We start from the raw sequence: 23,724 nt of genomic DNA on the forward strand, positions 1-23,724 counted from the left end.
AAGATTCTTTTTTAAAAGAAATTTCTCGCTATTGAGTACGGGTTTTAACACCTATGCCTCTTTATTGCTAACGATTTCTTGGAAAATGATAATGAAAAGTCAGTTTAATGGAAAATAGGAAGAGAATCTACAATGAAGATACCCCAATATAGCCCAAAACTAGCTCGGTCTTGTAGGTTGAAGCCCGATGAACAGTAGGGTATAGATCAGTAAGAGTAACAAATACCACGTATTAAAGACCAAGTCTAGGTAATCGATCTGTCCTTTTGCAAAGCTTAAAATCATCAAGACTTGCGCACCATAAGGTAGGAAGCCTTGTGAGATACAGGCAAAAATATCTAAAATGGAAGCGGTCTTTTTCTTGTCTAAACCGTATTCATCGTTGATAGATTTGGCTATTGGTCCGGCAATGATAATGGCTACGGTATTATTGGCAATCGCCGTATTGATCGTACCCACCAGGGACGCCATACCCAACTGGGCGCTTTTCTGGTTTTTAATCCGCCTTTTGATATGGACCAATATAAAATCGATTCCCCCGTTTTTTTGGACCAAGGCCGCCAAGCCTCCCGTGAGCAAAGACAATAGAAAAATTTCCGTCATATTCGTAAATCCGGTGTAGGCGATTTTGGTCGATTCCATAAGGGTGAAATCCCCAAAAGCTATCCCTAGAAGTCCCGCTGCAATCGCCCCCAAGAGCAGGGTCACGAACACATTGACGCCCGCAACGGAAAGGAGAATAACCAAAACATAGGGCACTATCTTAACCACCGAATAGCTGTACACTGCCGTTTCGGTTTCTATCGACCCTAGGTCCCATCCCTGAAAGAGTAAGATACCGATAGTGAACAAGGCCGCGGGCACGGCGATTTTAATGTTCTCCTTAAACTTATCGCTCATCTTACAGCCCAAGGATTGTGTGGCGGCAATGGTCGTATCCGAAATCACCGATAAATTGTCACCGAACATACTGCCCCCTAACAAGGCGCCGCACAAAAGGGCCAGATCGGCACTGCTCTCCTCGGCAAAACCGACTACGATAGGGGCCAAGGCCACGATGGAACCGACCGAAGTACCGGTAGAGATCGATAAAAACCCGGCAATGATAAAGATGCCCACATAGATATATTGAAGGGCGATAAAATCCAATCCCAAGTTTACGATCGCCTCTACACTGCCCGTTTGTTTGGTAAGGGCGGCAAAAGCCCCGGCCAGTAAATAGATCAGGCACATGGTCAGTATTTTTTCATCGCCACAGCCTTTTAACAAGGTAGCTATTTTTGATTTTACCGATGGGCCGAACATAAGAAACGCCACGATAATGCCCACAATAACCGCTATAGGGGCCGGTAAGGCATAGAAATCGTTTTGATAGATACCAACGCCCAAAAATGTAAAAACGAAGACCAACAAGGGGATCAAAGCCGAAAATTGGGGGCTAAGCTTATTCGAATGTGCCATTTCTCTTTATTCTTTTCAAAAAGGAAACAGCTGTGGATAAGCAGAAGTATGGGCTAACATTGGTTCCAACTAATTGGCTTATCTCTTTAGCACCTTGCTCGTTAATGCAGGTTGCTATCTCCGTTCTTGAGATTCTTGATAATAAATTTAAGCCCGCAAAAGTAGGACATAAAAGCTGTTGGGCCTCTAAAAAAAAGTTAATTTCCGGATCTTCTTCCTGTTTTTTTATTAAGCCCTTAACAGCGACCACAAATACCGGAACCACTCATAAAAATTAGATAACCAACCACTTACAAACCTATCTTCATATCCTATGGATAGCACTTAGATAGCCCTGGCTCGCTCGACCATACTATAGTCTTATCATTTGCGTTATGCTATTTCTCAATTGAAGCCTTGGGAACCTAACCTTTATCTCTTTACATTATGAGAAAACCAGTGTTTTTAACAACAAGTGTTCCCTTTTTTAAAACACCCCTACGCATAGCTTACCGATATAGGCCGTAATTCCCAGTTTTATCCCTTGACCGAATTTAAGGGTAACGCCACAAAGGGCATGCTCCGTAAATCGCCTTAACCGCCAATACCGTATAAATATCCCGGCCAAAGACCTTGATCTATTATAAAAACAAGAAAATCAATTTTAAATAACAACAAATGAGATTATTCCCCATTATTGCCTCCTTTCTCTTCTTCAACTCAGTTTTCTCTCAGGAGGAATACATTAATATAGATAAAACGTACGATAGAGTACCAGATGAATTGCTTCAAAAAGTCAAGGACAATGGTTTTGAAAGCTCCGGAATCTATTTTATAAATGGCTATTTGAACGTCAATAAAAATGACCAGTCTACCTTCATGGACACCTCTGGGAATATACTGAATCAGCTATACGATTTTAAAACCGATATGTCTTCGGCCAAAATATTCTTTACAGGCCAACCCGTGACCGGTATAAACGATATCGGTAAAAAAGAAGAACAAAGGTATATCAACATTAAGGCCTTTAATGCCATGGGTGAGCCCGTACAAACAGAAATCGGCGCCACGGGCGATTACTACTTTTCTTCGAACATGGCCAGTGTCTACGATCACTACCTAAGTGCCGATACGGACTATTTTACCGTTCATTACGACAAGCCCGATGCCAGTAAAAGTGGCGGATACTCCTTACAAGAAGGTTTGATTAACGGAAAGGGAGCAATTGTGCTCAAAGCGAAATATAAGAGCGTAAGACAAATAGCAAACGATTATTTCCTTCTTAAAACGGAGGATGGGGCTTCTGAAATAATGAATGTGATGGATAGGGTTACCTTGCCCGTAAAAATTGGTCGTATTTTACTTTTTAACGAAGTGCCCAATGTACAACAGGTAAACACCTTTGTCTCTTTTAACGATAAAATCATTGCTACCGATGGCGATACCGACAAATGGGGAGTTTACGATATGGCAAACAAAAAATGGAGTATACCCGCAACGTATGAAGAGCTAAAACCATTCAACACCTTCAGGCAATTGGGAGAACACATGAAACACATCTTGTTTACCGATACTTTCTTTGTTAAAAAAGAAGGGAAATGGGGCGCCGTAGATTCCAATAACACCACCGTTATTCCCTTTAAGTATTCTAAAATGGATTACAATGGCGCCAGCTTTATCGTATATGACGAAAATGGCCATATGAATCTTTTTGATATAGCCACACAAACAGAACTTTTTGACCATTTCTACGATCAAATAAACTTTGATAACGACCATCCTGAATTGGCCGTATTGGTTTCCAACGGGTCGGTCGGAATATATGATTATGCCAATAAATCATTTATTGTAGATCCATCGGAAGGATACAAAACCTATAACAGCGTCAATAGAAACCAGAATCATTTGCTAAAACGTAAAGATGCCGAAGGCAAAGACGATATGGCGCTATTCTCTATTAAGTATAAAAAAGTGATTGCCTCCGGTTTTAGGGATTATTACGTATTGCACGAGACTAAATTCGGAAAGATACGTCATGTCGACGGCACCAATTCTATCATAGATATGGAAGGAAAAACAATTATACCTCCAGGAAAATATATGGGCAAGGCCGGATACCAAAAGGGAATCTTGTTTTTCTACGATAGCTATGGAAAGCGCAAGAAACCCGTTCATTGCTACAAACCTAGCGGGGAAAAGGTAGATACCGCCCTTTGCCAAGAAACCTTAAGCCCAGACAATAAAAAGAAAAAAAAGAAAAAATAACAGCCGTCTGTAGATTCTACCTAAAAAAGCAACTACTGGAGGGGTAATTGCTTTTTTATTTGAAAACCAAGTCTGTTCAAAAAAACCTATATCAAAATCTTAGCGCGCCCTCCCTTTAGTTTTAAGGCAGGCTGCAATTTCGAATGTGAAGGCATACAATCATTCGATATGACGTTAAGCCCTCTTAAACACCGTACTATGAATTATAATTCTTTCAAATTATTCTTTTCCGTAAGCCTGTTTTTTTCACTTGTAGCTTGCTCTGAAAACGAGTCGCCAACAAATGAACCGACTACCGATACCGAGCTAGAAGTAGCCAATGTTCAATCTTATTCCCAAGACTTTGGTTATAACGGCGACATCGTAGAGATCACCGGAAGCAATTTTGTTGAAAGCAGTAGTGATGTCGAAGTTCTTTTTGATGGTGTAGCTTCAGAAATCATATCCGCCGGTAAAACCTCCATTCAGGTCAAATTGCCTTTGGTCGAAAATGGCATTCCCAAGCTAGAGATCAACATGAAAGACCGCAAGGTCGTTTCGGAAGTAGCCAATGCCTATGAAGGGAATATTGGCGTACTGGCCAAAGTGCCCGGAGAATGGGCCCTGACCAAATTAGAAGGAGCCTTGCCAAATGCAACCATATGGACCTCACAATTGGTTTCTCCCGAAAGATTGTATTACGGACTCGTTAGTGGCTCTAACGGCAATACAAGAACCACATGGCGAAGTCTTGATGGGGGACTCACATTTAAACGCTGGGCCTACCAAGGGTTTTCCAATGTCTTTCAAGCGACCTCAACCGATGAAGGATGGGCCGAAAGTCTACGCCTGTTGAAAATACCCGCTGGCGGAAGTGTCAATGAAAAGGAAGAGATCCTCTTTACCACTACCGACAAATCAAACAGCAATATAGCGGCAATCAGCGTGAGCGACGACCTAAAGACCGGAATGCTTATTACAGGCTCGAAAACAGTATATAAAACTACCGATGGGGAGAACTTTGATGTTATCTATGATCCCGATTATGAGTACCTGACCATCCGTACCGGTTTTCGCTTAGACGATGACCATTTCTGGGCCGGTGGCGGCAATACTACGTACGGATTAAAACCTTCGTTGTTGTTTACCCACGATGGTGGTGCCACATGGAACGACCTTGAACTTACTTTCGATGAAGACGGTAAAACCACCGTAGGTAAAATTCAATTTGTCGATTCTAAAAATGGTTTTATGCTAACCTATTACGATATCTATTCCCCCTTCCGTTTGCGAAAAACAACCGATGGCGGATTCACTTGGGATACCGTAGAGACTTTACTGCCCAACACAAACTTTGTGTTTTTAGACACTAAAACCGGATGGTCATTTTCAGGCAATACCATTTATAAGACCACTGACGGTGGACTTACCTGGAATGAAGACCTAAAAGCCGAAAGCCGTGTAGACCGTATAGATATTAAAGACAACGTGGTCGTTGCCAAAATCGAAAACGGCATCTTACGCTATTTTCTGTAATGTAATGAAATAGAAGCGCACCCTATTTTAAGATAACTTCAAAAAAAACTCCAAAGGCACATTATTGTGCCTTTTTTCGTTGGTAGCAAACACAGATAGTTCAAGCGTTTTCCCTGCTTTTTACTACATACTGGTCCTTTCCCCTAAAACCGAATTTCCACGCTTCCTAAGGCGGATATCAAGAAAAAGCCTTTAGATGTTTTTTAGGATGTCTTGGTACGGATGGATAAAGTAGCAACTCCTTTAGATTTTCCTACTGGGACACCCCTAAACAAAAAATAACTTTTATATTTGTAGGTTTTATATTACGTATTAATTTAATTTAACACTCCTATTGTAAAAATTCACTACTAGTTTTTATCCCAAATCTACATTCTATGAACACTTATGTATATTATTCCAATATTTTTAAAGCACTTTGCCTTTTAACGGCATTCTTTACTCAAACAAGCTACTCCTTTAACACGCCTGAAACGGCCTCTAAAGTGATAAACTGTAATACGGTCGACTGTATTCTAAATGCGATGATAAACGCCTCGCCCGGAGATGAAATTGTCATAGCCGCAGGTACTTATACCGCCTTAGAGAAACTCGACTTAAATAGCGATGGAAGGGCCGCAAGGTTTTCATCGAATCGCAACGGTACCGCTTCGCAACCTATAATCATTCGAGGGGCAAGTACCAGCAATAGGCCGGTGCTCAAAGGACCTAACGGTATTTACGATGGCTATGTCATGCGGATTTTAGGCGACCATTGGATTATCAAGGATTTGGAACTTGAAGAGGGTTCCAAGGGATTGGTCCTCGATCACTCAAGCCATAGCAGAATCGAAAACGTATCGGTGCACGATATCGGGGAAGAAGGTATTCACCTGAGGGACGGCTCGAGCAATAATTTGGTCACGGGCTGTCAAGTCTATAATACCGGACTTAACAAACCGGGCTTCGGGGAAGGCCTTTATGTCGGTTCGGACAAAAGCCAACATCAAACCGAGGACCAACCCAACAACCCCTATAGTCCCGATTGTAACAACAATACCATAGAATTCTGTACCGTAGGCCCAAACGTAGCGGCAGAAGGGGTAGACGTAAAAGAAGGCACAAAAAACACCATCATTCGAAACAACACCTTTTCTGCGGAAGGAATAGCAGGGGAGGACAGTAATAGTGCCGATGCCTTTATCGATTTAAAAGGCGCTTATGCCTTTGTATATAACAACACCTTCAACCTAGACGGCTCCGAGCTTATCAATGCCTGTATTGATTTTTTAGATCGAGGTACAGGCTACAACACAGGTTTTAGAAACGCCGTTTTTAATAATACTTTTAATTTAGGAAGTAGGGGCAACAGTATCAATACCGTTAGAAAGAAACAAGGCGCCCCTTCGGAAATCCATGTATGGAATAATACCCGAAACCCCAACACGGATGATTTTCCCGTTTCGGATGGTACGCTCGCATTTGTAAGCCAATCTTGTCCGAGCTGGAATATTCTTCCCTGTTCTGATGATGGAGGCAATACCTCTCCTTCCGTAAGCATCACTTCTCCCAATAATAATTCCCAAGTAAATGCGGAAAGTAATCTACAGATCAGCGCGTCGGCAAATGACCCCGATGGCTCCATTAGCAAGGTGGAGTTTTACAACGGTAGCGTTAAACTAGGGGAAGCCCCTTCCTTTCCCTACAACTACACCATAAACCAAATAGCCGTGGGAACCTATGATCTTACGGCCGTGGCGATCGATAACGAGAACAATAGCACAAGATCGTCAATGGTACGGCTCGTGGTGATTGACGGTGATACCGACGGTCCTGCCGACTGCGCTTTTGGAACCCCAAGTAGCAATGCCCTGCCCCAATACGATGGAGTGACCTTTAACAAGGTTTATGTTCTAGGCTCGGGCGGCCCCGACGCCTCGAACATTAAAAAACTTAAGATCAAATGGATCCCCAGTGCCAACGGGCTCTATGTTTTTTCAATCAATACCCATAACGGGCAGCCATCCTCTTACATCGACCTTAGGGGCAAGAGCAAGGCAAGCTTTAACAGCGAGCGGCCCGAGCTTAGCATTTCAGGCTCCGGCTTTCCCGGACTCGACGGGGAATACTGGGTAGCCGATGACCAGGGCAATTTTGTGATGGTCTCAAAATCCGGAAGCTATACCGTATACTGTAGCAATGAAGACCAGGCCCCAAGTTGTGATGCGGCAAATCAGGTTGACGCCAATAAGACCGAACATATAGCGCATAGCATAAAGCTCTATCCCAACCCCGTTACCCATGGGGAATTGACGCTTGCCAATCTATACTCCGAGCAAACGGTAATATCGGTAATGGACCTCCAAGGCACTATCCTTAAAAGGGAAGAGGTTAGCATCGAGGGAAGTACCTTTAAATTTATTGTGGACGGTATCGACCAAGGTATCTATTTCTTACGTGTAGAGAATGGGTCGACCGTAAAAACGATTCCCTTCAGTATTAAATAAACCCCAATCTTAAAATAATAACGACATTCTTATGAAAAGAAAATTATCGATAGTATCACTATGCTTTGTTCTTGTGCTATTCACCGTAACAAAAACAAAGGCCCAAACAGCAGATGTATATCATTTCAATTTTGACGAACTGCCCACCGGGCCATATGACAAAGACCAAATTAAGGATGCCTTAGGGGTTTCATTTTGCAAAGGTGCAGATGAAGGCCGTGTTTCCATAGAAAGTTTTCCCGGTCAGGGCAAAACGCTAAAGGTCAAATATCCTAAAGGACAGGTGAAAACCGGTGAAAGCGGTATCCATACCAAGGTCTATTTTAACGACGGACAGTTTCACGATGAACTATATATGAGTTACAAGGTCTATTTTCCGTCGGATTTTGAATTTAGGGCCGGGGGGAAATTACCGGGACTATCGTATCAGACAAGTGACAGGAATATGTCATTACGGCTAATGTGGCGAAAAAACGGACTCGTTGAAACCTATGTGCACTACAATACAAAACCGACGCGACCTGATTACAAGGCTTCCATCAACTGGAGCCTAACAGACCCTATAGAGGAAGCCAATGGAGGGCCGCAAGCCGATCAGGTCAAGTTTACGAAGGGCACTTGGCAGCATATAGAAATGTATTACAAATTAAATACGCCCGGAAAGCAAGATGGTATTATGCGAGGCTGGTTAAACGGACAGTTAGCTTTAGAGATAACCAATGTTGAAGATTTCCGACAAGTAGGGGAAGGCGATATAGGCTTAAATTCCTTCTATTTGTCTTCTTTCTTTGGGGGCTCTGACGAAAGCTTTCAGCCCACAAAGGATGTCTACGCCTATTTTGACGATTTTAAAGTATCGACCCACCGAATAGGTCCGCCATCCCGAACAGGAAATGAGCTACAGATCGGCGCGTCGGCAAACGAAGCACAGCAAAGCCTTCAAAACCCTAGTGATACTAGCGATACTGAGGTTAAAATATATCCAAATCCGGTACTAGACGGCATTTTATACCTCGAAGGAATTGATGCGGACACCAAGAACATTTCCATATACAGTATGATGGGGTATCGGGTTAAAAGTTGGGTGCCGGATACCAGTACAAAAACACCGAGCATTGACCTAGGCCAACTCGATACGGGAACATACATCATGGTCATTGAATCGAATAAGAGGAAGATTACCAAAATGATTTATAAAGTTTGACCATATCTTTTGATTCACTTCGTCCTGGACTTTAAAGGGAATCATGGTGAATAAGGCCTAAATCATCATGATTTCCTTTGTTCAAAAGTGTCGCACTAGACTTATCATCCTAAAAAAACAAAGAATATTCTTACAAATCAACGTTAACCTTTCTTCTTTCCTCCCATAAAACCTCTAAATAATGTTTAACTAAATCATATGTTATGGGAATTGGAATCAGATTAAGCGAATTACGATGTGAGGAAGAAAGTACTTCCGGATTTTCAAAAAGGAGGCGAAGGCTAAGAAGAAAGCGTCACTCAGACGAAATTCAATTATTGATTGCGGTGATAGATAATGCTTCCGGAGAATTAATCGACACCTTCAATTACGTAAGGGGAGAGGTAGACAGTGGAGATGTATTCCGTCCTGATGAGTTGTTTTTAAGTACCACGGAAAACAGTTCCCTAGAGGTAAAACTCCGAATAATGCTTTTAGAAATTGATGGAGTCCGTCAATTAAAAAAAATCACGGATAAAAATTACAAGACGTGGGAAGGCAATCAATCCATTGCTTTTCACAGTGAAGGCAACCAAGACAACACTGCGATTGGCTTAGGTTTTGGATCTCCTTTTTTGATTGCGGCCTTTAGGCATATCGCCGATGCCGATCTTTTGGCCTACGATGAGGTTATCGTAAATCGAGAGCAGATATCGGGGTCTAGGCCTATTGATAATGTAGGCGAGGAGGCCTCCCCATTTGCAAGGGTCTTTTCTGAAGGTGGAACCACTATATCGGCATCAGGCGGGACCGTTCCCGTAACGGGAGTCCGTAGAGTCCCTATCAAATTGACCCGTCGTGTTGACTTCAGTAGACCTGCAGCAAACCGTTTATTGGCTTCGATGACCTATAATTCAGAAGAAGCCCTAAGTAGATACAACATTAGGGTAACTTTTTCCATCTAAGCTAAAGTATATTAAAAAACAGAGCCCCATCAGGGGCTCTACGTTTATCCCAAAATGAGTAGTCATATAAAAAAACTATGTTGACTTACCCAACAGTTTTATCCCACTTTAAAAAGTTCCTATTTACTAAACACAAAGAAGCATCCCAAATAAAAACCCTCCGTCTTGCCTATCTCTGTATTTATAGTACGGCTCAATGTGTAGAGTACCCGTTTTGATCCTTCTTTCATCGGTCTCATTGTTTTTTTTCTTCCTTACCTAGCAATTTAAGATCTCCGTAGAAAAAAATATCGGCTAAAAGCAAACAAGGGCGGATTGAGAGACCAAGTTGCCATCCTTTTTTGCGATATTTTTTCATTAAAGGTTAATGATTGGCACAATGGGAAACCCTAATTATGGTTTAAAGCAATTCCTTCGTTTTTAGGGAGCTTTTTAGTCGCTCATGGTTTTCCCAGAACCGATCTTCGATTTTTTGCATCACCCCTTCAAATTCCGGATGCTTTTTTAGCGGCGCAATGGCCGGATCCAATTGCATGAACAAGAGGATCCAGTACTGAAAATGGTTTTTGGCAGCAAATTCCTTGAGTTGTTCGATGGCCAGATCCAATTTTCCCTCATGGGCGTACTTTACCGCCATACTGGCCGGTTTATATATGGATTGATCGTGTTCGCAATAATCCGCATACGACGCGAACAAGCGGTCCGCCTCTTTAAAAAATCCCTTCTTTTCGTATACGAAGGCAAGTTTGATATCTTCTTGGGGATAGACCTCCAAGCCTTTCACCCTTCTAATTTCATCAAATTGTCTGTAATAGTGGTAGGCACTGTCGTATTCCCTTTTAAAGTAATGCAATTTGGCGGTTTCCTGTAGGATATCAAGACGGGCAGTATCTTTTTGCAATTCCCTTTTAATTCGGGTCAACGTCTGTCGCAAATCCTTATCCCTTGCATATAGAATATAGGCCTTTAAGTACGGGGCATAGTAATTCTGTGGATCAAATTCAAGGGACTTGTCAATATAGTCCAAGGCTTCATCCACAAAACCCGATTGAACAAAGGCATTGCCCAAATTTAAATAGATATAACTCTTGGCTACGGAGTCATTGGCGGCAATATCCAATTGAATTCCCTTTAAGGCATACTCCAGGTATTTGCCGGTATCGGGAATGAAATTGGAATATAGGAGGGCCAGCATTTGTACAACCGATGAAGAATTCGGATTGTATTCCAAGGCTTTTTGAAGGTGGGGCACGGCCAATCGATAATCGCCCGTATGCTGGTAGTAAAGGGCTTTAGCCATAAGGCTCTCGGCAAGCTTAGGGTCGTAGAGTAGGGCCTTGTCGGCATAATTGTTAATTTGTTCCGTGTATTTTTTCTCCTTTTTGAACAGGTCCAAATAATAATAGGCAATGGCCAGATCGGCATAGACCAAGGCAAATTCGGCATCCTCTTCCAGGGCTTTTTCAAATAAGGGAATAGCTTCTTGCAATCCTTCTTCCGTTCTCGACAAAAATGGCCCTTGTGCCTTGAGGTAGTAATCATAGGCCACTAGGTTATCGGTAGGTTTTTTGTCTATCCGCTCCAATTCGGAGGGAGTCACATTGGCCTCAACGGCATGGGCTATCTTTTTTGCCACTTCGTTTTGTAGGGCAAAGATATCCAACACCTCGTGGGTATATTGCTGTCCCCAAATACGCGAATCGGTGGCGGCATCTATCAACTGTATGTTCAACAGCACTTGGTCGCCCACTTTCTGTCCGCTTCCCTCCACAATATAATTGACACCTAGGTCGTGGGCTATCTCTCCAATGTTCTTGTCGGAGTTCCTGTATTTTTCTACAGAAGTACGGCTGATAACCCTTAAATCCTCAATTTTTTGAAGGTTGCCCAAGGCCGCTTCCATCAAACCGTTTACAAAATATAGGTTGGTGGCGTCATTGCTTTCATTTTTAAAAGGAAGCACGGCTATAGACTTTTCTATATCGGTTTTCACGGGAGCCTTTGAAGTAGGGGAGAAGGGCTTCCAAATAAAACCCCCTATTAGCAACAACAAGAACACCACCGCCAAGGGCCATTGGTAGCGTTTTGGAAAAGGAAGGGTTTCTACTGTGGCTTCCTTGGGAACAATGGGCTTATTTTCCTCCATCTCCTTCTCAACCTGTTTTCCCGTTTCGCCGGGCGGATGGCCGTAATGCTCCCTAAAACATTTAATAAAATAGGAGGTACTACCAAAACCTACCTGATGGGAAACCTCCGAAACCGTAAGATCGGAATCCTTTAAAAGCTCCATGGCCTGCTTTAGGCGAACCTGCCGAATAAACTGACTGGCGGAAAGTTGGGTCTGCTTTTTACATTTTCGCAAAAGGTTGGAGCGACTCATGTGCATGGCCCCGGCCAGTTCCGATACCCCAAAATGCTCATCGCTTAAATGGGCTAGAATCAAGGCTTCGGCCTGGTCGGTAAACGGACTTCCTTTTGACGGGTTCGGCATGATATTTTTTTGGTGGCTGGCCACTGGTTTTAACAAATATAATGAATACTCCCCAAGATAAAAATAAGGGGGGTGCGTCATAATTTATATGTCTGCGCCATAATTTTTATCACTTCCGCAAGGCTTATATACATTGCCCCATAGGTAATTAGTGCTGCGTCAACGTTCGGGGGACCTTTGGAATATCAAATAAATTATAAATCACTAAAAATTGAAATCATGAAAACATCAATGAACAAACCCGAAAAACAAATGAGCTATATACTACTTATTATAGCTTTGTGCTTTTCCGCCTGTGGACAACAAAAGCAGAAGACCAACGACAAAGCCATGGGCAAGACCGAAATAAGTGCACCCGAGATTCCCCTAACACAGGCCGTGGTAACCGGCAACCTCGAAGCCGTTAAACAACATATCGAAGCCGGCACCGATCTTGATGAAAAGGATGCCCTAAGTGGTGCCACCCCATTGATGTCGGCCATTACTTTTGATAAGACCGAAATCGCCACGGTTCTTATCGATGCCGGTGCCGATCTGGAAATAAAAAATAATGACGGCTCCACCGCCCTTCACGTAGCCGCATTTTTCGGCAGGGTAGAACTAGTACAATTACTTATAGATGCCAAGGCCGACAAAACGGTAAAGAACAACTATGGGGCCACCGCCCGGGAATCCGTCTCGGGACCTTTTGAGGACATGAAGCCCATCTATGAAATGATGCAACAGCAACTGGGGCCTATTGGATTGGATTTAAACTTGGCCGAGGTTGAAAAGGCACGTCCCGTTATCGCTATAATGCTACAATAAGAAATAACAATTCAAAAAACGACAGTCATGAAAACCCTTCGACGTTACGATATAGACTGGCTACGGGTCATCGCCATAGCCTTGCTATTGATCTACCATATCGCCATCGTTTTTCAGCCCTGGGCCATGTTCGTTGGCTTCGTGCGCAGCGAAAATGCACTTGAGGGATTGTGGATTCCCATGACCATGCTCAATGTGTGGCGCATTCCGATTCTGTTTTTTGTATCGGGAATGGGACTCTTTTTCGCCATGCGGAAGCGCAACTGGAAACAACTGATCGGGGAACGTAGCCAACGAATCCTTGTGCCCTTCCTGTTCGGCATTATCGCCATTTCGCCCCTGCACATGTATCTTTTTCAAACCTTCTACAAGCAGCCTTTGAGTTACTATCCCCATACGGGCCACCTGTGGTTTTTGGGCCATATTTTTGTCTATGTCCTTATTTTTCTACCTGTTTTTCTTGTATTGAAACATCGTGGGGCAAGACTTAAAAAACTATTGGAAAAATTGATGGGTACCGCGGTCGGACCTTTGACCGTTTCCCTTTTCTTTGTGCTGGAGGCTATTTGGGTAAAGCCGCAGATTTACTCCCTCTATGCCGAAACCTGGCACGGTTTCTTTTTAGGGGCTCTGGCCTTCTTTTTCGGGTACCTGTTCGTTTATATCGGCAGTCCGTTCTGGACTACCTTGAAAAAATGGAAATGGACCTATTTGGCCATCGCGACCGCACTCTATGCCCTACGCTATATCGAATATGCTATGGAAGCCCCAAGCTATTTAATGGCCTTGGAATCGATCTGTTGGATATTCGGCATTTTCGGACTCTTCTTCCACTACCTTAACAGGCCCGGCCGACTGTTGGCCTATTTGGGCCCGGCGGCCTACCCGGTATATATCATCCATATGTTCGTGCTGTATATGGGGGCTTGGTTGATACTGCCCTTGGATATACATCCGATAGTACAGTTCATTGCCGTTACCGTCTTTACGTTTACGGTCTGCTTTGTCCTCTACGAGTTTTTGATCCGGAGAATTGCGGTTTTACGCCCCTTGTTCGGACTACGGATGGAAAAGTCCAAAAAGGCCATATAATAGGCATATTGAAATCCGGCCCTAAAGAAATATTGGAACTGGATTTTTTATAAAACACCATGGGAGCATCAAAAATAGGCGGGTGGGTTTAAATAAAATTCTCCTAGCTTGCCTATCTTTGTTATTCTTGTAGTACAGTACAATGCATAAAGTATCCGCTTTTATCTTCCTTTCACTGATATCCTTGGCATTTTCCTTGCCCAACAAAGCACTTCAAGAGGGAGTGTCAGAAAAAATAGCTTCCAATCACTTTCATAACTTATACCAAGTAAGTGATGGTTTATACCGCTCGGAGCAACCCTAAAAAAAGGGATGAAGGAGGTGGAGGCCCTGGGCATAAAATCAATACTGAACCTCAGGCGCCACAAAACGGACGAAAAGAAACTAAAGGACAGCGACCTGCATTTAGACCGTATCCCCTTAAAGGCCGCCCTCTTGAACGAAGAAGATGTCTTTACGGCCTTATCCCTCATAGACCAAGCGGAGAAACCCCTTCTTGTCCATTGCTGGCACGGTTCCGATAGAACCGGGGCCATCGTTGCGGCCTATAGGATGGTTTTCGACAACTGGAGCAAGGAGCGGGCCATTGCCGAATTTACCGAAGACCGCTTCGGCTACCACAAGTCCCGATTTCCCAACTTGATCACCCTGCTCAAGGACTTGAACGTTAAGGCACTACAAAAGAAACTGGGGCAGGAAAGCAGGTCTGGCCGAGAATAACAAGGTTTGGACGAAAACAAGTAAAGGGTACCGTCGAAAAGAGACGGTGCAGGTTTTCGCAGGTATTGCCGAATAGAGCTTTTTTCAAGGTAATCGATTTAAATTATGATTATCCTTTCCAAGGCAAATGTGGTACCTTTACAGTGGGAATGACAGGACAGAAAATCCCTTTCTTGACCAAGGGGAGGAAGTGCTCGATACGGTGATTGCCAACGTGAACAGAAGCTTGAAAATGAAGGAAATACCCAGAAAGACCTTAGGGAATAATTTCAGTGTTCGCCTGATAGGTTTAATGTGTGCCGGCCTTGTGGGATGGGGCTGTACATCGACCAAACGGCATGGGCAAGAGCCCGCCCCCCAAGAGCCCATGGAAAAAACCGTGCAGGTGCATGCCAATCCCGGGGCGGATGTGGCACAAGACTATGGCTTTCATGTTCACGAGTATATTAACTTAGGAACAAGGCCAACACCCTCCGAGCTCGATTCCCTGCTCCCAAAGGACAACATTACCGAAAAATTAAAGGAGGCCGCCTGGAAGGCTTTTTTTGAAAGTGCGAGTCCCGTTGCCCAAAAAATCGTGGAAAATTACCTGGCCAGCAAGAACAAGGAGCCCGGAGGGCATTGCCTTGCCATCAGCAAGCGACGTATTGAAGAAGCCTATAGGCAAGTCCACGGCCATTCCCTTTACCAAGACCTGCCCGAGCGTATGGCTACAAAAATGTATCGTCCGAAACAGGTATTCGACCTACTGTACGTCTCGGCCTCGGATACCGATAGGGATTGGAAAAGCCTTCCGGAAGCCTATCGGGGCAAGGGCAACGCAGGGGCCCTTGCCTATGCGGGCATGGGAACTTTGGTCGATTCGACCGGTATCTGGGGCGGGGAGTTAAGACCCGGGGCGCCCATGCAGGTATGGCGGTACAAGGAAGACTACGAGCAAGTGGTCAAAGGTACGGACGTGAAAAAACTGGACCCCTACGGCCATTCCTTTATCTTTATCGACTATGTACGGGACGAAAACAATAAAATTGTCGGACTTAAAATAGCCGATCAGGGCTTTCAAAGCTATCGACCCTTGATCCCCAGCGATTACGATGTTTGGTGGGCCGTAAACCTCAATGTCTAAGTATTCCGCATCATAGGGGGAAAAAATTAACACCCCAGGTGTAATGTACTACCGATTAATACGTTATCTTAATAAGCCCCGACACCTAAAAACGATATAAGAACATGTTCCTTTTTTCCCTACTTCTTGGTTTAGGACTTGCCTCCGAAATGCCCCCTACGGCGGAAAAGGTGTCGAGCTACGGATTTACCGTCGAAACGGTCTTGTCCACTGCGAATACAAAGAATTTTAGGAAGCTTGATAAAACAGCTTCGGACAGTATCGTCGCCTCGTATACCCATACCAAGATAAGTGCAGGCCAACTTCGTCTGCGTTTAAAGGAAGGACTTCGTCAGGGCACGGTTTCCCTAGAAACCATAAAAACCGCCTTTACCGATCAGTTGGTAGACAAGATCATTCCCCATTGGTACGGCACGCCCTGGAGTTTTGGGGGACATACGACCATACCCAAGGAAGGAAAGATTGCCTGTGGTTATTTTATATCCACCACCTTACGCGATATGGGCCTAAACCTCGATCGCTATAAACTGGCCCAAAAATCACCTATTGACGAGGCCAAAATGATCAGTTGTGGCTCGGCGATCAACAAGGTGGTACAGAATACCCCGGAAAAAGCCCATGAAGAGATCGATAGGCTGACCCAAGAGGGACTCTATTTTATAGGTTTTGATGAGGGACACGTAGGCTACCTCTTAAAAAGGGAGGGCGAATTGTTTCTGATCCATTCCAACTATCTGGCCCCGGTATCGGTTTGTATGGAGACCCTCCAAGAATCACGGGTCTTTAAAAAATTCGACACCTTTTACCTTGTGCCTATTTCCCATAACGAAAGCCTTTTGCAACGTTGGCTGGACCAAGAGACAGTGCTCTAGATTAGATATACGGCCCAATCACGATGTTTTCCTATAACTCCAAACCGCCAATCCGTTCATAATTACGGCATAGAGCAGGGTTTTTAATAGCTGGGGAAGAATATCCATAAATCCCGAGCCCTTCAGCATCACCATACGCATGACTTCCACAAAGTATTTTATGGGATTGAATTCGGTAAGGGCCTGGGCCCATTTCGGCATGCTTTCAATGGGGGTAAACAATCCGCTCATCAAAATAAAGATCACCGTAAAGAACCAAGCGATGAACATGGCCTGTTGTTGGGTATCCGTAAAATTTGAAATGAAAAGGCCGATGCCCAGCACCACCAAAATATAAATGGAGGTGTAGAGGTACATAAGGGGCAAACTCCCCAACATGGGCACATCAAAAATGAGTTTGGCAATAAGCAAGCCTACGGTCAGCAGGCCCATGCCTATCACCCAAAAGGGAAAGAGTTTACCAACGATAAACTGTCTTTTTTTGATCGGGGTTACATTGATCTGCTCCAAAGTGCCGATTTCCTTTTCCCGTACAATGTTCATTCCCGAGAGAAAGAGGGTAATCATAGTGACCAGCAAAACCAATATGCCCGGTACCATAAAGGTTTTGTAGTTCAAGGTCTCGTTATACCAGAACAGGGGAATGGTTTCTATCGCCATAGCCTGCACCTGTTGGTCCGTAATTTGCCGCAAATCGACCCTTAGCCCTTGATTAAAGGTTTGGATGACCTGGGTAAGGTATACGTTCTCGACACCGGCCGCGGCACCGTCGATGGCATTTATAGTGACGCCCAGTGCCTTGTACTTTTCGTCTTGCAGATCCCGTTCGAAATGTGGGGGAATGTTTAGCACGACATCGACCTCTCCCTTTAGCATGGCGGCACTGGCCCGGGCTTCCGAAGGAAAATCGGTCAACACCTCAAAATAGGTAGATGCATTGAACTTTTCGACCAAGGCCCGGGATGTGATACTGTGGTCGCCATCGATATACCCGAATTTGATGTTCTTGACTTCAAAAGTGGCGGCATTCGATAAAATGACGAGTTGTAATACGGGCATTACAAAAATAATCGGAAGCATCCCCTTGTTTCTAAAGATCTGCTTGAACTCCTTTTGTATGATGTATAGGATGGTCTTCATTATTCTAGCCTGATTTTATATTTCCTTACGCTCAAGGCGATGAAGAACACCGTCATCCCCAATAAGATCAAGGTTTCCTTCCATATAAACTCAAGGCCGACCCCTTTGAGCATGATGCCCTTAATGATGATGATGAACCATTTGGCGGGAATGATATTGCTGATGATTTGAAGGGGCACGGGCATACTGGAAATGGGAAAGATAAAGCCCGAAAGCAGGATTACCGGAAGCATGAGTCCCATTAAGGAAATCATCATGGCCGTCTGTTGGGTGGCCGAAATCGTTGAGATCAATATGCCCAGGGCCAGGGCCGAAATAATGAACAGGATGCTCTCCATGGCCAATAAAAACAGGCTTCCCTGTACCGGCATGTTAAAAATAAAAATGCTCAGTACCACGATTACGACCGCGTTGATTACGGAAAGGAAAATATAGGGAAACACCTTGCCCACAATCACCTGAATGGGCTTGAGGGGGGAAACGAGGAGGATTTCCATAGTGCCCAATTCCTTTTCCCTGGTGATGGAAATCGATGTCATCATCGCCGAGACCAGCATCAAGATAATGGTCATGACCCCGGGCACGAACATGTACACGCTTTTTAATTCGGGGTTATAGACCATGCGTGACCGAGGTACGATCTGATAGGCGATCACCGCATCCTTGTTCAAGGATTTTTGGTACTTCTGAAGAATGGCATTTACAAAATTAGTAATGGTGTTTGCCGTATTGGGGTCGGTGGCGTCGGTTATGATCTGTATCGTAGCCTTATGGTCTTTGATCAGGTTCTTGCTAAAATCCTTTTCAAAATTTAAAACCGCTTTTACCTTTCCTTTTTTGAATATGGATTCGATATCCGATTCCTTTTCAATAAGCTGTTTGATGCTAAAGTATTTTGAAGCGGATATCTTATTAATGATCTCTTCCGTAACGGCATCTTTTGAATGATCGAGAATGGCGATGTCGACATTGTTGATCTCATTGGTGATGGCGAAACCGAACAGTAAAATCTGGGCAATGGGCATACCGAAAAGGATGAACAGGGAGCGCCTATCCCTGAAAATATGGTAGAATTCCTTTTTTATAAAGCCTATGAACCGTTTCATCCCCTGGCCAGTTTTAAAAATACATCGTTCATGTTCGCCGCCTGAAACTGTTTCTTTAGTTGCTTCGGACTGTCCAAGGCCTCTATTTTTCCATTGACCATAATCGACACCCGATCGCAGTATTCGGCCTCGTCCATATAATGCGTGGTCACAAAAACGGTGGTTCCTTCATGGGCCGCCTTGTAGATCATTTCCCAAAACTGGCGCCGGGTTATGGGGTCTACGCCTCCGGTAGGTTCGTCCAAGAACACGATTTTGGGGTCGTGGATCAAGGCCACCGAAAAGGATAGTTTTTGCTTCCATCCCAAGGGCAGGGCACCCACCAACTTATTGGCCGCCCCTTGCAATCCCAATTCCTCGATCAGGGCATTTGATTTTTGTTTGATCCGCTCTCTCGACAAGCCGTAAATGCCCCCGAAAAACCGAATGTTTTCCCTAACCGTCAAATCGTCGTACAAAGCAAACTTTTGGCTCATATAGCCGATGTTCTTCTTGATGTCCTCGGCATGGGTAAACACGTCGAATCCCGCCACCTTGGCCTGGCCCGATGTGGGATTTGAAATACCGATCAACATCTTCATGGCCGTGGTCTTTCCCGCGCCGTTCGCCCCCAGAAAACCGAATATCTCCCCCTTGTACACGTCAAAACTGATGGCGTCTACGGCGGCAAAATCGCCGAACATCTTGGTCAAGTCCGTTACTTGTATGACTTTTTCCTGCTTCATTTCGCTAGTTCCATAAAGGTGTCCTCAATCGTGGCCTCGGTCTTTTCTATGACCACGTCCGATAAGGATTTGGATTCCAGGTATTCCTTCAATTCCGAGGGATTGAAATCGTCCCGTTTGTCCGTGTAATGCACAAACTCCCCAAAAGGGTAGACGCTGTGCTTGTTTTCATAGGCCTTTAAGGCCTTTATAAGTTGATAGGTCTTGTTCGCCTTAACGTTATAAATGGGTTTGGGGTAGTGCCTTACAATGGCCCGGGGCGTGTCGATCTGCAAAATTTTCCCGCCTTGGATCAATGCGATCCGATCGCAAAGGGCGGCCTCGTCCATATACGGGGTCGACACCAAAATGGTAATGCCTTTTTGCTGCAGTCGCTTTAGCATCTCCCAAAACTCCTTTCTCGAAACCGGGTCCACCCCCGTAGTGGGTTCATCCAAGAACAACACCTCGGGTTTGTGGATCAGCGCACAGCACAGGGCCAATTTTTGTTTCATTCCCCCGGAAAGCTTTCCGGCCCTACGGGCTTTAAAAGGTTCTATTTGCACGTAGATTTCCTTGATCAGGTCGTAGTTCTCCGCTATGGTCGTTCCGAATATGGTAGCGAAGAAAGTCAGGTTTTCCTCGACCGTTAAATCTTGGTAAAGCGAAAACTTCCCCGGCATATAGCCGACGCTGTTCCGGATCTTTTTATAATCTGAAACCACGTCAAAGCCGGCGACCCTTGCCCTGCCTTCATCGGCGAGCAAAAGCGTGGTCAGGATTCTAAACAAGGTCGTCTTTCCGGCGCCGTCGGGACCAATGAGTCCGAACAACTCGCCCGCCTTCACTTCAAAGGAAATGGCCTCCAAGGCCTTTAGTCCCTTGTACGATTTTGATATGTGGGAAAGGCTAATGCTCATGGTTTATCGGATATCCACATTTCGGCAGGCATGCCTATTTTTAGGCTACCGTCATTGGCGACGTCTACTTTAACGGCATAGACCAAGGCCACCCGTTCTTCCTTGGTCTGGATGATCTTGGGGGTAAATTCCGCTTCCGAGGCGATCCAGCTAATGGTACCGTCGTAGGACTTCATGGTATCTTCGGCATCAATTTTAACGGTCACCTGCTGTCCTATCCTTACGCTTCCCAATTGGGGCTCGCCGATATAGACCCGCAATTGCATGGTGCTTAGGTCCGCAATTTTATAGAGGGGCTTGCCGAATGCCGTAATTTCATTGGGTTCGGCATATTTGGTCAAGACCGTGCCGTTGATGGGGTTGACGATCTTGCTTTTCTCAATTTGGTCATCGATTTGCTTTAACTGTACGTCAATGGACTTCAGTTCGTTGACCACGGGGGCGTTCTGGATCTCGATGCTTCTGATCTGGTTTTGGATCACGTCGATTTCCCCGGTAACATCGTCCAACTGCTTTTGGGTACCCGCGTTGTCCTTGATCAGGTTTTCAATTCGTGCCTTGTTGGTGTGTGCCGTTTTTAATCGGGAACGCAAAACCGCTATTTGCGAGAGTACGCCCTTCGACTTTGAGGCGACCACGGCCTTGGACACTTCCAGTTGCTCCCGCTTTAAGGCAAGCGGAATGGTATCGATATAACCGATCAACTGTCCTTTTTGAAGCAGGTCGCCCTCATCGATATCAAAGGCCATCAGTTTGCCGTTGTTTTCGGCCGAAATGGTGATTTCGGTAGCCTCAAAATTTCCGTAACCGTCTGCTTTTCCGTTGGAATCGCCACAGGAGAATAGGGTAGTGGCCGCAAGGCCCAGGCCGAGTATGTAATTGAACTTTTTCATTTCTGTATGTATTATCCTTTAATGACCTTGTAATTGGCCTTGGCCAGTTCCAATTGGATCTTATGCCGTATCAAGGTGTTTTCGTCTTCGTATAGATGGGTTAGCTCCGTGATGTATGCCGATGCGGTGATCACCCCGTTTTTAAGTTGCGAATCGGCCGATTCAAGCACTTCCTTTCTAAGCTGTATGATCTCTTGATCCGAGGCTATAAAACTTTCGATTTTTTCAATTTCCCTTTGTTGTCGGTTCAGTTCGATGGAGGTGTTCAGTTTAAAGGTTTCGCTTTCCGTTTCTACAATATCCCTATTAATGGCCAAGGCCACGCGTTGCCTTTTGTTGGCATTCCAATCGAAGACCTTCCAATTCAATTTAACGCCGACCGTATAAAATTCCTGAAAGGAATTATCGAGCATGTTCAGTCCGGGATTACCATAGCCACCAGTGGCAAAGCCCAATAGTTTAGGCGCATTTTGCTTGGAAAGCACGTTTTCGGAAGTTTCGATCTCCTTCTTTTTAAGTTCGAACAATTCGAGTTCCGGCCGGTTTACATCGGTTTGTAGGTCCGTTTTTACAAGGGGACTTTCAAATACCGTTTCCCTATTCAAGGGCTTCCCGATGAGGCTCGAAAGGGTTTCGACCAAGGCCCTTTTATTGCTTTCCGTCTCTTGAAACTGCTGCTTCAGCTTTAACAGTTCGGCTTCCAACACCTTGTCCGAGGCCGGTAAGAGCACTCCGTATTTGATACCCGATCGCACTTCCTTGAGTTTGGCCCGTAATTGCTTTTCCTTTGCCTGTAACAAGGCCTTGGACTCCTGCGCCAACAAAACGGAAAAGTAAAGCTGGTTGATTTGTTTTTTGAGTTGGTACAGGCCGACTTCCACTTCTTTCTGTTTGGCCTTTAGCTGTACCGACTTGAGGTCGAGCGAAGCCTTTGTGGCCCCACCGTTGTAGATCAATTGGTTGACCGAAACCGTAGCCCGGTATTGGTCCTTGTTCAGGGGTTCTATGCCCGACATGGCCAAGGGAAACTCGATTACGTCCGACAGGTAGGTCGCATAGGCATCCAGGGCGATCTGGGGCAATTGGGCCGTAGCCACTGCCTCCGATTCCAATTGATTTTGCGCCTCGAGCAAGCCGGTTTGTTGGGCCAAGGGATAATTGCGGTCTACCAACCGATAACATTCCTCGAGCGATATGCTTTGTTGCGCCACGCTGGGCACGGCGGTTAAAATGGCGAAGAGGATTATAAGGTGTCTCATGTTAGGAAGTCTTAATGGAATGGATGATAAAGTCCGCCACCTCGGTCTTTCGGGCTTCCAAAAGTTGCCGGTAGGCCTCTTCCCCCGTATTGGTAAAAGCCTTGAGCAAGGGTTTGGCCACAAAGGGAAAGACGTTTAAAGCCATTATATTGATGAACAATTGTTCGGCATTAATGGGCTTTAGGAGGCCTTGTTTGACCTCCTCATCCACCTGTTTTTTAAATTTATCGATGTTGGGAAAGCTCGGGTTGTCCTTGAGTTTGAGGATAAAATCCGGATTCCTATTGAGTTCCTGAATGATAAAGTTGGGGATGTAGGGATAGTCGACGATAAAGGAAATATAGTTGGAGGTAAAGTGCCTGATCTTCTTCTCGATGGGGGAATCATCGTTAAGGATGGCCTTCAATTGTGGGGCCAATAAGGAGAAGGCATGGGTAAAGACGGCCTCGAACAGCAGTTGCTTATTTCTGTAGTAGTAATGGAGCATCGCCTTGTTGATTCCCGCCTTATCGGCTATTTCCTGCATGCGGGCGCCGTCCATTCCCTTGGCCTGGAACACAGCTTTTGCAGCTTCTAAAATTGTAGCTTCGGTATTTTCGTCTTTCTTTTTCGCCATTTTAAACCGTATAGTTTAACCATTTGGTTAACAAAGTTACACTTTTATTCAATAGGCAACCAATTGAAGTGCCTAAAACTTTGGTTCAGACAGGGGAGAGTGGGCATAAAGGAATAAAATTCAA

The 23,724-nt window shown here is 44.8% G+C and carries 19 protein-coding genes and 1 riboswitch; of the genes, 10 read left to right on the top strand and 9 right to left on the bottom strand.

Annotated features, from left to right (window positions below; genetic code table 11):
• Window positions 1-159: 159 nt before the first annotated feature.
• Window positions 160-1,461 carry a Na+/H+ antiporter NhaC family protein gene (locus B4Q04_RS09435; RefSeq protein ID WP_013995644.1) on the bottom strand — a complete coding sequence of 434 codons (1,302 nt, stop codon included), beginning with the start codon at window positions 1,459-1,461 and terminating at the stop codon, window positions 160-162.
• A gap of 49 nt (window positions 1,462-1,510) precedes the next feature.
• Window positions 1,511-1,608, bottom strand: a riboswitch (SAM-I-IV-variant riboswitch).
• Window positions 1,609-2,118: 510 nt separating this feature from the next.
• Here B4Q04_RS09435 and B4Q04_RS09445 point away from each other — a divergent pair.
• The 5 genes from B4Q04_RS09445 to B4Q04_RS09465 all read left to right on the top strand — a co-directional run bounded on the left by B4Q04_RS09445 (window position 2,119) and on the right by B4Q04_RS09465 (window position 9,854).
• The gene (locus B4Q04_RS09445; protein ID WP_088696651.1) at window positions 2,119-3,705 is read left to right on the top strand and encodes a WG repeat-containing protein; all 1,587 of its coding nucleotides are present in this window, start codon (window positions 2,119-2,121) and stop codon (window positions 3,703-3,705) included.
• 198 nt (window positions 3,706-3,903) lie between these two features.
• Entirely contained in the window at window positions 3,904-5,220 is a 1,317-nt protein-coding gene (locus tag B4Q04_RS09450; protein ID WP_161496061.1) for an IPT/TIG domain-containing protein, read from the top strand.
• 377 nt (window positions 5,221-5,597) lie between these two features.
• Window positions 5,598-7,706, top strand: coding sequence for an Ig-like domain-containing protein (locus B4Q04_RS09455; protein WP_088696653.1), 2,109 nt, complete (start codon window positions 5,598-5,600; stop codon window positions 7,704-7,706).
• A gap of 31 nt (window positions 7,707-7,737) precedes the next feature.
• On the top strand, window positions 7,738-8,910 hold the full coding sequence (locus tag B4Q04_RS09460; RefSeq protein WP_088696654.1) for a polysaccharide lyase: 1,173 nt from the start codon (window positions 7,738-7,740) through the stop codon (window positions 8,908-8,910).
• A gap of 203 nt (window positions 8,911-9,113) precedes the next feature.
• Window positions 9,114-9,854, top strand: coding sequence for a hypothetical protein (locus B4Q04_RS09465; protein WP_088696655.1), 741 nt, complete (start codon window positions 9,114-9,116; stop codon window positions 9,852-9,854).
• A gap of 400 nt (window positions 9,855-10,254) precedes the next feature.
• Here B4Q04_RS09465 and B4Q04_RS09470 read toward each other — a convergent pair whose 3' ends face one another.
• Window positions 10,255-12,345: a helix-turn-helix domain-containing protein gene (locus B4Q04_RS09470; RefSeq protein WP_088696804.1), complete on the bottom strand. Its 2,091-nt coding sequence runs from the start codon at window positions 12,343-12,345 to the stop codon at window positions 10,255-10,257.
• 219 nt (window positions 12,346-12,564) lie between these two features.
• Here B4Q04_RS09470 and B4Q04_RS09475 point away from each other — a divergent pair, with 219 nt between their 5' ends.
• From B4Q04_RS09475 to B4Q04_RS09495, 5 genes are all read left to right on the top strand, one after another.
• Window positions 12,565-13,152: an ankyrin repeat domain-containing protein gene (locus B4Q04_RS09475; protein WP_236630994.1), complete on the top strand. Its 588-nt coding sequence runs from the start codon at window positions 12,565-12,567 to the stop codon at window positions 13,150-13,152.
• 27 nt (window positions 13,153-13,179) lie between these two features.
• Window positions 13,180-14,244, top strand: a complete 1,065-nt coding sequence (locus B4Q04_RS09480) for an acyltransferase family protein (protein ID WP_088696656.1) — start codon at window positions 13,180-13,182, stop codon at window positions 14,242-14,244.
• A 312-nt stretch (window positions 14,245-14,556) separates the two neighbouring features.
• The gene (locus tag B4Q04_RS09485) at window positions 14,557-14,964 is read left to right on the top strand and encodes a dual specificity protein phosphatase family protein (protein WP_088696657.1); all 408 of its coding nucleotides are present in this window, start codon (window positions 14,557-14,559) and stop codon (window positions 14,962-14,964) included.
• Window positions 14,965-15,091: 127 nt separating this feature from the next.
• Window positions 15,092-16,090, top strand: a complete 999-nt coding sequence (locus B4Q04_RS09490; protein ID WP_088696658.1) for a hypothetical protein — start codon at window positions 15,092-15,094, stop codon at window positions 16,088-16,090.
• A gap of 104 nt (window positions 16,091-16,194) precedes the next feature.
• Entirely contained in the window at window positions 16,195-16,962 is a 768-nt protein-coding gene (locus tag B4Q04_RS09495) for a hypothetical protein (RefSeq protein WP_013995663.1), read from the top strand.
• Between the two features lie 18 nt (window positions 16,963-16,980).
• Here the strand turns inward: B4Q04_RS09495 and B4Q04_RS09500 are convergent, their stop codons facing one another.
• Genes B4Q04_RS09500 through B4Q04_RS09530 form a run of 7 tightly spaced genes read right to left on the bottom strand, consistent with a single transcriptional unit; the run spans window position 16,981 to window position 23,600 of the window.
• Window positions 16,981-18,102, bottom strand: coding sequence for an ABC transporter permease (locus tag B4Q04_RS09500; RefSeq protein ID WP_088696659.1), 1,122 nt, complete (start codon window positions 18,100-18,102; stop codon window positions 16,981-16,983).
• Complete coding sequence (locus tag B4Q04_RS09505; protein ID WP_088696660.1) at window positions 18,102-19,208, bottom strand: ABC transporter permease; 1,107 nt, start codon at window positions 19,206-19,208, stop codon at window positions 18,102-18,104. Before B4Q04_RS09505 ends, B4Q04_RS09500 begins: the two co-directional genes overlap by 1 nt.
• Complete coding sequence (locus tag B4Q04_RS09510) at window positions 19,205-19,933, bottom strand: ABC transporter ATP-binding protein (protein WP_013995666.1); 729 nt, start codon at window positions 19,931-19,933, stop codon at window positions 19,205-19,207. Before B4Q04_RS09510 ends, B4Q04_RS09505 begins: the two co-directional genes overlap by 4 nt.
• Entirely contained in the window at window positions 19,930-20,832 is a 903-nt protein-coding gene (locus B4Q04_RS09515; RefSeq protein ID WP_088696661.1) for an ABC transporter ATP-binding protein, read from the bottom strand. The genes B4Q04_RS09510 and B4Q04_RS09515 overlap by 4 nt, the downstream gene beginning before the upstream one ends.
• The gene (locus B4Q04_RS09520; RefSeq protein WP_088696662.1) at window positions 20,829-21,725 is read right to left on the bottom strand and encodes an HlyD family secretion protein; all 897 of its coding nucleotides are present in this window, start codon (window positions 21,723-21,725) and stop codon (window positions 20,829-20,831) included. Before B4Q04_RS09520 ends, B4Q04_RS09515 begins: the two co-directional genes overlap by 4 nt.
• A gap of 11 nt (window positions 21,726-21,736) precedes the next feature.
• A complete protein-coding gene (locus B4Q04_RS09525) occupies window positions 21,737-22,984 on the bottom strand; it encodes a TolC family protein (RefSeq protein ID WP_088696663.1) in 1,248 nt (415 codons plus the stop codon).
• Between the two features lies 1 nt (window position 22,985).
• Window positions 22,986-23,600, bottom strand: coding sequence for a TetR/AcrR family transcriptional regulator (locus B4Q04_RS09530; RefSeq protein WP_088696664.1), 615 nt, complete (start codon window positions 23,598-23,600; stop codon window positions 22,986-22,988).
• Window positions 23,601-23,724: the final 124 nt, after the last annotated feature.

This window comes from Zobellia sp. OII3, from assembly GCF_002211465.1.
Taxonomy (GTDB): domain Bacteria; phylum Bacteroidota; class Bacteroidia; order Flavobacteriales; family Flavobacteriaceae; genus Zobellia; species Zobellia galactanivorans.